Here is a 10,721-nt window from a genome sequence, read left to right as displayed (position 1 = left end):
CCCACCCCTGCGCGAAGTGCTGGACGCCATGCGCGCCTACCTGGTCATGCCAGAGTAGGTAGGCGTTGTAAGCAAACCCATCTGTCATCCTGAGTGCAGCGAAGGACCTTATCACGCCTGAACGAGTCGTTGTTACGCTCTCCGTTTTAGCGTGATAAGGTCCTTCGCTGCGCTCAGGATGACAGATGAGTTTGCTTACAACGCCTACCTACTTCAACTCCCTACCCGCCACGTCTTCCCAGCGGTAGTAATGAAAGTAGCGCCCTTCCGACATCACCACAAACAAGCCCTTCGGAAACTGCTTATTAAGCGCTATGCTCGTTACGTCGGAGCCGTCGCTGTGCAGCGCCTCTACCTTGATGACTTTTACCAGCTCATGTGAATGGTTTTTGCCTTCCTCGCGGCGGTAGATGTGAAACTGGTTGGCACCTTGGTCTGATACCAGGAGGTAGCCTTTCTTTTTGCTGGTTTTGTATATGCTGATGCCCTCGTGGTCTTCCGTGAAGCCTTGGGTAGCAAATAGACTGAGCTGCTCGTCGCCGCGGGTAGGGTCGGCGTAGTACTGGCGCACGCCCACGCCTTCGTCGGAGTAGTAGATGTAGCCCAGCTCATTGTCTACGGCAATCGACTCAATTTCCTTGCGGCCGCTGTAGGTGCCAAACTTGCGCACCAGCGTCATTTTTACGTGGCCCGTGCCATCGTCCTCTAGCCGATACTGCCAGAGGTAGCCGGTGGTAGGACCGTCTTTGCGGCCTACTATCGCAAACATTGCCTTATCGGAAGGGCGGGTGTAGAGGGCAATGCCCATGGGCAGGTTTTGCGCTTCGCCTGTAAATACAGAGAGGCCGCCGTTGTCTAGCGGCTGCATGTCGGGTAGGCGGAAGATGCGCAGGCGTTGCCGCTCGCGCTCCGTGGTCACGACAAGGTCGGTGGGCTGGCCGCCGAGGGGTAGGCCGTAGGCTACGTCCACGTTGTTGGGGCGCTCAAGGCCGTGCACCGTACGGCCGGGCACTTCCTTGCCCTGCAAATCGAACACGTAGAGGGCACCGTCAGAATTCTTATCAGTGCCGATAATCAGGCTCTGGCTGGGGTCTTTCGGGTTGATCCAGATAGCGGGGTCGTCGGTGTCGTACCGTACCGGATCAGTGATAATAGCAGGCTTGAGAGTAGGACCCATAGCCACGCCGGGCGTAACGGGGGGTAGGGTAGTACGCTGACAGCCAACGGCCAGCAACAAAACGGCTACGCAAATACTAGATAAACGGCACATTCGGGAAGCGGAAGGTAGAACAGAAGTAGCCTGCAAGCAGCTGATTTTCTAGTTAGTGTAGCATGATGTAGAGACGCATACTTGCGTCTAGCCGCTGAACGATTTAGGCGATGTACGTTCAACGGCTAGACGCAAGTATGCGTCTCTACATTATTCTACACGAACCAGAACAACCTCTTACCTCACAAGTCGAACTTCAAGCCAGCGTTGAAGCGGGCGTTGTAGTACTCGCTCTGCAACGTGCGGCTGCGGCTGCCTTGGTAATAGCGTAAGGGCTGGTTGGTGAGGTTGTTGGCCTCCACAAAAAAGCGCAGCTTGGGCGTGAAAGCGTAGCCCGCGTTGGCATCCAGTTGCAGTTGGTGGTCGAGGTGGCGGAAGGTGGTGCTGCCGTCGGAGAGGGTAAGGGTCGATTCCTCGGGGTCGATGAAGCCGCTGTGGCGGTTCACGGACACGCGCAGGGTCAGGCGCTTGCTCTCGTAGGAAAGTGACGTATTCCAGTTGTGCTTGGCGGTGCCGGGTAGGGAGGTGCGCTCGGCCAAGCCGTTGGCGCGGGAGCTGGTGTAGGTGTAGTTGGCGTAGATGCCTAGCCCGCGCAGCACGCCGGGTAGGAAATCGAGTTGGCGCTGCACGGCTATTTCGGCCCCGCGCAGGGTAGCAGAGTTGCCATTTAGCGGACGGCTGTAACGCAGAAACGTGTTGCCGGTTACGGGGTCGGTGTAGTTCAGCTCCGTGGTCGTGAACACAAAGTTCTCGATGTCCTTATAAAAGACGCCGCCCGAAATCAGCCCCACCGACGTGAAATAATGCTCGGCCATCAGGTCGAGATTGGTGGACGTGGTGGCTTTCAGGTTGGGATTGCCCTCGGTCAGCTCGTTTTCCGAAGCATCGATGGTGCGGGTAGGCGCCAGGGCCGCGTAGTCGGGGCGGGCTAGGGAGTTGGTATAGGCAGCCCGTAGAATGGTGTTGTCGGTCAGGTTGTATTTCAGGTGCAGGGCAGGCAGGAAATTGGTGTAGCTGTTGATGCCCGTGGCCTCTGTGGTCGGACCTTCGCCAGTTGCATCGGCCGGAATAGTAGCTTGGTAGCGGATATACGTGTGCTCGACCCGCAGGCCGGCAATAGCCGAGAACCGATTGCCCAACTGCTGGTTCAGCATGGCATAGCCCCCCGAAATGCGCTCATCGGCCCGGAAGCTGGCCGAAAGGTTATCGTACGTATCATCCTCGTAGGTGGCATTGAACTGCTGCTGAAAGGTAGGCAGCGCCGAGTTTTGCGGAGCTGGGCCTACCTGGTAGCGCGTGCCGCCGCCGTTGGCCAGGAAGTTATTATCAGAGTAATCGGCGGTAGGAATAGCGCCCCAGGTCACGTCCTCGTCCGTCACCAGCTCGCCCCGGCTGCGGGCTACCTCTTTGTGCTTGTCGCGGTAGCGGCCGCCCACCTTCAGGCTGTTCATAAACGGACCTTCGGTTTGCAGGGGTAGCAGCAGGTCGATGCGGCCGTTCAGGTCGCGCTCGTGGGTGTTGTCGTTGCGCAGCTGGTAGCGGCGGAAGGGAATGGTGGCGTAGTTGATGGGAGCAGCCGGCTCTACGCTGGGGTGTTCCTCATCCACCGTGTTGGGGCGCAGCGAAATGTTGCCCGTCCGGAAGCTGATGTAGCTTTCCTGCGGTCGGTCTTCCGAAGCGTAGGCGTAGGTGCCAGCCCATGTGAGGCGGGCGCGGCTGGCAATTAGGTGCTCACCGGAAAGCGTATTGCTGAAGGTTTTCTGGCGCTCCAGGCGGGCATTGTGCTTACCATTGCCGCCTTTGGTCTCAATTTCGTAGCGACCTGTGGTCAAGCCATTGCTGCCGGGTGCCTTCAGGCCGGAGTAGGTAGCGCGGTAGCGGTTCTCGAAATCGTCGCGCACATTGTAGAGGCTGCGTAGGGTAATAGTAGAGTTGGGTGACACGCGATAATCCACCGAAACGGAACCGCTACGCCGGATGCGCTGCACGTCATACTTGCGAATTTCCTGCTGCGTGAGGTAGTCTCGTCCGCCTTCGGTCCGGTCCCAGGCGGCCTCCACATTGTCGGAGCCAAAGCGGTGGTTGAAGTAGGAACCGCTGGCGATGATGCCCAACTTGCCATCCAGGAAGCGGTTGCCCACTACCAAAGAACCGAGGTAGGGTACCTTCTGCGACAGGAAGTTGTAGCCCGCGCCCGCCGTGCCCGAAATGCGCAGGCCGTTGGGCGCGGCGCGCGTCACCAGGTTGGCCGTGCCGCCAATGGCGTCGGCGTCCATGTCTGGCGTCAGGGTTTTGCTCACTTCAATGGCCTGCACCATGTCCGACGGAATCAAATCCAGCTGCACGCTGCGGGTGCCGGATTCGGCCGAGGGTAGGCGCTCCCCGTTCACCGTCACGGAGTTGAAGCGTGGCTCCGTGCCCCGAATCAGGCCGAAGCGGGCCTCACCCTGGTCATTTAGCACCGTGATGCCGGGCACGCGCTTCAGGGCGTCGCCCACGTTGGCATCGGGGAAGCGGCCAATCTGGTCGGCGGCTACCACGTTGGTGATGTTGGCATTGGTGCGCTGCTCGTTCAGAGCCTTGGCCTGGCCTTGCAGGCGGGCGCCCAGCACCTGCACCTCGCCCATTTGGTTGAGGCCTGCGCTCAGCTCAATGGGTAGGGTAGTGGTAGCGCGGTCCGTCACCGTTACGGTAGTCGAAAACTCTTGGTAGCCGAGGTAGGAAACCAGTAGCTGGTGCGTGCCCACCGGCACATCGGCCAGCAGGTAGCCGCCATCCTCATCCGACACGGCCCCGCGGCCCAATGCCGGCAGCCGCACCGAAGCACCCGGCAACGACAGGCGCGTACCATCCAACACCTTTCCCCGGATAGCACCTGTTTGAGCCAGCAAAGCGGGCGATAAGAACAGACTCAAGAAGCTCAGCAAGAGCAATCGACGTAGAAAATAGGGCATATGCCAGTCAAAAGATGAAGATTCGATGAAATCGACTGCAAAGCTCTTGGTAGTATATTGCCTTAGTTTGTTGAGACGGTTACGCTTGTGTTAAGAGTGGGGGGTAGGGTGGTTAAATAGAAAGCTTCCCCTAAAGAACGTCGTGCTTGATCTGGCGTCCGCTTGTCGAAGCATGATGTTCTCTCGTCAGCACGCGAGATTCCTCGACCAGCTTGAAATGACGTTCTTTCAGTAAGAAATTCATCCTGATTATTTAGCTTCCTAGGAAACCTCTGCCCAGCGAAACAAGTTATCCTAGGCTACCTTTCCCCGTCAGATGCAATACCAACTTACCTCGGAATTCGAGCCGACCGGCGACCAGCCCAAAGCCATTGCCCAGCTGGTGCAGGGCATCAACAACGGCGAGCCGGCGCAGGTGCTGCTGGGCGCCACCGGCACGGGCAAAACCTTCACGATGGCCAACGTTATTGCCGAAACCGGCAAGCCGGCTCTCGTGCTCTGCCACAACAAAACCCTGGCTGCGCAGCTCTACGGCGAGTTCAAGACGTTCTTCCCCAACAATGCCGTCGAGTACTACATCAGCTACTACGACTACTACCAGCCGGAGGCCTACATCGCCAGCACCGACGTGTTCATCGAGAAAGACTTGGCCATCAACCAGGAAATCGAGAAGCTGCGGTTGCACTGCACCTCCACGCTGCTCTCGGGCCGCCGCGACGTGATTGTAGTGGCATCGGTGTCGTGCATCTATGGTATCGGCAACCCCGAGGAGTTCGGCAAAAACGTCATTTACATGGCGCCGGGGCTGAAATTCTCGCGCAATAACCTACTCTACCAGTTCGTGCAGATCCTGTACTCGCGCACCGAGGCCGAGTTTACGCGCGGCTCGTTCCGGGTGAAGGGCGACACCGTGGACGTGTTTCCAGCCTACGCCGACTACGCCTACCGCATCTTTTTCTTCGGGGATGAAATCGAGGCCATTCACCGCATCGACCCGATCAGCGGCAAGAAGCTGGCCGACGAGAAATCGGCGACGCTCTACCCCGCGAACCTGTTCGTAACGGGTAAAGACACGCTGAATGAGGCCATCAAGCAAATTCAGTTTGACTTGGTGCAGCAGCACGCCTACTTCGAGAAGGAGGGTAGGGACTCGGAGGCCAAGCGTATTATGGAGCGCACGGAGTTCGATCTGGAAATGATTCGGGAGCTGGGCTACTGCTCCGGCATCGAGAACTACTCGCGCTACTTCGATGGCCGCCAGCCCGGTAGCCGTCCCTTCTGCCTGCTCGATTATTTCCCCGACGACTTCCTCTTGGTAGTGGACGAGAGCCACGCCACTATGCCCCAGATCCGGGCCATGTGGGGCGGCGACCGGAGCCGCAAAACGGCTCTCATCGAGTACGGCTTCCGCCTACCCTCGGCCTTCGACAACCGCCCGCTCACCTTCAACGAGTTCGAGAGCATGTACCGCCAGGCCGTGTTCGTGTCGGCCACGCCGGCTGACTACGAGTTGGCCCAGGCCGACGGCGTGGTGGTGGAGCAGATCATCCGTCCCACCGGCCTGCTCGACCCCGAAATTGACATTCGCCCCAGCATCAACCAGATCGACGACCTGCTGGACGAGGTGGATGAGCGTGTGAAGATGGGCGACCGGGTGCTGGTGACCACCCTTACCAAGCGCATGGCTGAGGAACTGCAAAAATATATGGAGCGCTTGGGCATCAAGTCGCAGTACGTGCACTCCGATGTGAAGTCGCTGGATAGGGTAGAGATTCTGCGGCAGCTGCGCCTAGGCGAAATCGACGTGCTCATCGGTGTGAACCTGCTCCGCGAAGGTCTTGACCTGCCGGAAGTTAGCCTGGTAGCCATCCTGGATGCCGACAAAGAAGGCTTCCTGCGCGACCAGCGCAGCCTGATCCAGACCATGGGCCGCGCCGCCCGTAACGACCACGGCAAAGTCATTATGTACGCCGACCGCATGACGGGCTCCATGCAGCGCGCCATCGACGAAACCAACCGCCGCCGCGCCACCCAGATAGCCTACAACGAGGAGCACGGCATCACGCCGCGCACCGTGAAGAAGTCGCGCGAGGCTATTATGGGCCAAACCTCCGTGGCCGACTACCGCATTGCCGAGCCCAAAGCCTACGTAGGCCCCAGCGAGGAAAGTGCCTTGGCCCTAGCCGCCGAGCCCATTGTGGCCATGATGAACCGCACCGACCTGGAAAAGCTCATCAAAACCACCGAAAAGCAGATGGAAGCCGCCGCCAAAGAGCTGGACTTCTTGCAAGCTGCTAAGTTCCGCGACGAGCTGGCCCAGCTCAAGCAAATGCTGAAAAGCAAGCGGGAGTAGCGAGCCGGCAGTATACGAGAAAAGGATGTATACTTGAGAATCTTTAACTTATGTATTGTTCTTATGTCCTTTTTCTCTCGATTTGTAGGCCTGCTCGTTGTACTACTATTCTTATCGCAAGCTGCATGTACCGCACAACGTGTGCAATACATGCAGCTTTTCTATTATGGCCCGCAGGCAACCACCGGAAGCCCCATTATGCGGTTCAGCCCAGCTTTTAAAGGCAAGACGGCCGTTTATCCAACAGTGCAGGATGAGTATATGAAGCAGACAGATCTCATGAACAATATTCTAAGTTTCGGGACTATCACTACCACTGGTACCGCCGAAGTTACAACAGAGGAAGGCACATACATTGATGGTAAACTTCAAACAGAAGCGCAATTAAAGCAGCGCAGTGAAAAAGCAACAGCTGAAGATAGAGCGAGGTTAAAAAAATATATGTCAATGCTTGATAAGCATGTCGATAATATCACAACAGAATTAAGCAAAGCCCTGAACAGCGCGGCAGATGATGGTTGGGAAGTGGTACAGATGGCATCCTTAGAAAAAAGCGGAGTAATATATCTGCTTCAAAGAAGGAAATAGAGTTAACTCACATCACCTTTAGCCTAGCCGCGGCCAAGTGCGCTTGCTTGCCGGCTTCGCGGCGTTGCAGGGCCGTGCGCGTCCAGTAGCAATGCTCACTCAAGAACTTCACTTGTAGTTCTTGCCAGGCGCGTAGGGCCTGCATTTTGCCGCGGGCTTGCAGCTCTTGCAGCAGGGTGTTGCTGATGGGTAGGAAATCGGGGCGGCCGAGGTAGTCGAGGTCAGCATCGCAGAGGATTTGGGCTAGGTGCGAGGTGCCGGGGTTTTGAGGCATCTGTGTGGCCATAATCAACTGGCAGATGCTCTTAATCTGCTCGGGCGTGTAGCCCATATCGGGTAGTACCTGGCGGGCCAGCGCGCAGCCGGCTTCCTCGTGGCCCTGGTAGGTAGTCAGAAAACCCGTATCATGAAAAAACGCCGCCGTGCGCAGCAGAATCCGCTCCTGCGCGTCGGTAACGCCTTCAGCATCAGCCAGCGACTCGGCTTGCGCCACCACATCCAGGGTATGGTGCAGGCCGTGGTAGTAGAGGGTAGGGGAGAGGTGCTGCAACTGGTGCAGCACGTAGGTTTCGGCGCGTTGGCAGTCCATACGATGTCGGCAAACGAAAAGAAGCAGGCGTAAGTACAGGAAAATTACGCTGTCAGCCACTTTATGCTCCTATCTTGCGGAGATGATTTTAGCTGCTGGCTAATGGCTATTAGCTGCTAGCTTTCGACAGCTATTCCAGAATGGGAGCTAATAGCCAACAGCTATCAGCTAACAGCTACCTACTATGACACTACTCGCACGCTGGCAACAACTGGTGGGGATTCGCGCCGAGGAAGGCCGCACCGTTGGGCTGTTCTTTTTGCACAACTTCCTGCTGGGCATCGGCACCATTCTGGTGTACGTGTCGGCCAACGTTATTCTGCTCGAAAATCACCCAGAGCGCAACTTGCCGCTGGCCTACGGCGTGTCCGCGCTGGCGATGCTGGCCGCCGGCCGGGTATACGCCCACTACGAGCACCACTTGGGATTGCAGCGCGTGGCGGTGCGGGTGCTGTTGGCCGTGGTGGTGCTCACGGGCGTGCTGGGCGTGTTGGTCTACGCGGGGCACTCGGTGGCGGCGGCCGTAGCCATTATGGCGGGCTATAGGGTTATCTATTTGCTGACTAATCTGGAGTTTTGGGGCGTGTCGGCGGTGGTGTTTGATGTGCGCCAGAGCCGGCGCCTGTTCAGCGTCATCAGCTCCGGCGACATGCCCGCCAAGGCTCTGGGCGCCGTGCTGGCTATTCTGATTCACCATCACACCGAGCTGCTGTGGCTGTTGCTCACGGCGTTCGGTGCCTACCTTGCCGCCTTGCTTACGCTGCGCGCTACCTCGCGCCGGCATGAAGTAGCGGTGCAACCCGCCCGCCGGGCCACGCGCCAGGAGGCGGTAGCGCCGGGCTTGCAACGCTGGTTCGGTAGCAGCCGTCTGGTGCTTTCTATGTGCCTGAGCATGTTGGCTATTGCCATCGTGACAACGGGCGTGGAATACTCGTTTTTCGTGAACGTGAAGCACCGCTTCCACGATCAGGCCCTGGTAATGCGCTACGTGGGCGGCGTGTTGGTGCTCACCTACTTGGTGGCGTTGCTGATGAAGCTCCTCCTCACCGGCCAAGCGCTGGACAGGGTAGGAATGCGCCGCGTGCTGCTGGCCCTACCCGTGGTGATGCTGGGTGCGCTGGCCCTGTTTGGCGGATTGCATCTGGGCGGTATCGCCAACAGCATGCTCTACTTCTGCGGCTTGTTTCTGACGCTGGAAGTGCTGCGCCGCGCCGTGTTCGATCCAGTGTTTCTGGTGCTGTTTCAGCCCCTTTCGCCGCCCGAGCGTCTGGAGGCGCACACACTAGCTAAGGGCGTATACGAGCCGCTGGGCATGGGTCTGGCGGGCGTTGCGCTGTTTCTGCTGTCCAGCGGACAGGGACTAACCCAGAGTATGATGTTCGCGTGGCTGGGGGTATTTCTGCTGGTGGTGCTGTTCTACCTGCACCGCACCTACGGGCACTACCTGGCTGAGCTGCAACACGCCGTGCGCCGCCGCTTCGCCGATGACGCTGTGCCCGCGCCTACCTCCGAAGTCGAAAATACACCCGCTGCGCCGGCTGAAATCCGCCAGCTTATTGCCACCCTACCCGACAAAGCTCGCCGTGCTGCTGCCTCGGCCCGCTTGTCTCGGCTGGGCACCACGGCTCTACCCTTGCTTACAGAAGCCCTACGCACCAGCACCGACGAGCACATTATTCGGCGGGTGGCGCAGCTGTGCGGGCGACTGCCGGTAGCAGCCAGCCGGCAGGCGCTGGTGGAGCTGGTGCGCCAACCCAACCTGTTCCGGCGCGAAGCCGGGCTGCGGGCGCTCCGGTCATTCGACCCAGCCGTCGCCGACGAGCCGGTGTTTCAGGATTTGGTGCAGGAAGAGCTGCGCTTGGGCCAAGAACTGCTGCACGGCCAAGCCGCCGCCCCCGATATGACCCTACGCGACAGCCTGGAATATGAGCTGACGCGCCTGCAACAGCGGGTGTTTGGCCTGCTGCTTCAGCTCTACCCGCCCCAGCTTATTGCCGATGCCCAGCGCGGCGTGGCCCACGCCGCCCGCGAGCGGCAGGCCAACGCCCTCGAAATGCTCGATAATCTGATTGCGCGTCCGGTGTACCAAGCTCTGCAAACCTTGCTGGACGTAGCCCCACCTGCTGCCAAGGCCCGCCGCTTCGAGAATCTGCTAGGACCAACGGTTGCATCTACCCCTCTCACCGAAACCATCATCCGGCGCGGCGGCGCGGCCTTTTCCGACTGGACCATTGCGGTGGCGTTGCGCCAGTGGCACCCTACCCCCTACACCATCGATGCGCTGCTGCCGCATCTGAACAGTGCCAGTCCGCTGGTGCAAGAAAGCGCCCTGGCCGTGCTGGACCGCTTCGCCCACGACGCGCCCGAGGGCTTTCAGTATCTTCTTACCGCTCACCCTACCCTAGCTTCCCTACGCATGCACCACGCCGCTTCCGCTTCTCGTATCTCGGCCGCCGAACGGGTAGCCTTGCTGAAAAACACCGCTCTGTTTGCTGCTACTCCCGAAAACGTGCTCAGCAGCATTGTGCCTATCATGAAGGAAGTGACTTTCGAGAGCGGCCACCAGATTTTCGCCAAAGGTGACCTAGGTACGTCGTTGTTTATTGTATACGAAGGGGAGGTAGGCATTTTCACCGGCGCCCAACAGCTCGCCACCTTCCAAGCCGGTGACTTCTTCGGCGAACTAGCCCTACTCGACGCTGAACCGCGCTCTGCCTCAGCCATAGCGCAAAGCCCCGTCACCGCCTTCCGCCTCGATCAGGAGGATTTCTACGATGTGATGGAGGAGCGCGGCGAAGTGCTGCGCAACATCCTCCGCGTGCTCTGCCAGCGCCTACGGCGGCAAAACGAGGCGGTGAAATTGTGAGATAGTAAGTTGAGTGAGTGAAAACGCATCTGTCATCCTGAGCGCAGCGAAGGACCTTCTCACGCTAGAACGACCATCGTACCAACGACTCGTTCTAGCGT

At 58.8% G+C, this 10,721-nt stretch carries 6 protein-coding genes; 3 read left to right on the top strand and 3 right to left on the bottom strand.

Going from position 1 to position 10,721, the window contains the following annotated elements; translation table 11 throughout:
- Positions 1-208: 208 nt before the first annotated feature.
- Both KYK14_RS11855 and KYK14_RS11850 read right to left on the bottom strand, forming a co-directional pair.
- A complete protein-coding gene (locus tag KYK14_RS11855; protein ID WP_219159049.1) occupies positions 209-1,270 on the bottom strand; it encodes a phytase in 1,062 nt (353 codons plus the stop codon).
- Positions 1,271-1,452: 182 nt separating this feature from the next.
- Complete coding sequence (locus tag KYK14_RS11850; protein ID WP_219159048.1) at positions 1,453-4,224, bottom strand: TonB-dependent receptor; 2,772 nt, start codon at positions 4,222-4,224, stop codon at positions 1,453-1,455.
- Positions 4,225-4,540: 316 nt separating this feature from the next.
- Between KYK14_RS11850 and uvrB the strand changes: the two genes are divergently transcribed.
- On the top strand, positions 4,541-6,577 hold the full coding sequence (gene uvrB / locus KYK14_RS11845; RefSeq protein ID WP_185281416.1) for an excinuclease ABC subunit UvrB: 2,037 nt from the start codon (positions 4,541-4,543) through the stop codon (positions 6,575-6,577).
- Between the two features lie 63 nt (positions 6,578-6,640).
- Positions 6,641-7,165 (top strand): hypothetical protein, encoded by a 525-nt coding sequence (locus KYK14_RS11840; protein ID WP_219159047.1) that lies wholly within the window; start codon positions 6,641-6,643, stop codon positions 7,163-7,165.
- Between the two features lie 7 nt (positions 7,166-7,172).
- Here the strand turns inward: KYK14_RS11840 and KYK14_RS11835 are convergent, their stop codons facing one another.
- A complete protein-coding gene (locus KYK14_RS11835; protein ID WP_219159045.1) occupies positions 7,173-7,754 on the bottom strand; it encodes an HD domain-containing protein in 582 nt (193 codons plus the stop codon).
- Between the two features lie 184 nt (positions 7,755-7,938).
- Between KYK14_RS11835 and KYK14_RS11830 the strand changes: the two genes are divergently transcribed.
- Positions 7,939-10,620, top strand: a complete 2,682-nt coding sequence (locus KYK14_RS11830) for a cyclic nucleotide-binding domain-containing protein (RefSeq protein WP_219159044.1) — start codon at positions 7,939-7,941, stop codon at positions 10,618-10,620.
- Positions 10,621-10,721: the final 101 nt, after the last annotated feature.

Source organism: Hymenobacter profundi (assembly GCF_019334315.1).
Taxonomy (GTDB): Bacteria; Bacteroidota; Bacteroidia; order Cytophagales; family Hymenobacteraceae; genus Hymenobacter; species Hymenobacter profundi.
The sequence above is the reverse complement of the archived record's forward strand: the minus strand, read 5'-3'. Positions and strand labels throughout refer to the sequence as shown.

Excerpts from the sequence above, each read along its gene's own strand:
- KYK14_RS11835 (WP_219159045.1), bottom strand. The coding sequence starts at position 7,754 with ATGGACTGCCAACGCGCCGAAACCTACGTGCTGCACCAGTTGCAGCAC.
- uvrB (WP_185281416.1), top strand. The coding sequence starts at position 4,541 with ATGCAATACCAACTTACCTCGGAATTCGAGCCGACCGGCGACCAGCCC.
- KYK14_RS11830 (WP_219159044.1), top strand. The coding sequence starts at position 7,939 with ATGACACTACTCGCACGCTGGCAACAACTGGTGGGGATTCGCGCCGAG.
- KYK14_RS11850 (WP_219159048.1), bottom strand. The coding sequence starts at position 4,224 with ATGCCCTATTTTCTACGTCGATTGCTCTTGCTGAGCTTCTTGAGTCTG.
- KYK14_RS11840 (WP_219159047.1), top strand. The coding sequence starts at position 6,641 with ATGTCCTTTTTCTCTCGATTTGTAGGCCTGCTCGTTGTACTACTATTC.
- KYK14_RS11855 (WP_219159049.1), bottom strand. The coding sequence starts at position 1,270 with ATGTGCCGTTTATCTAGTATTTGCGTAGCCGTTTTGTTGCTGGCCGTT.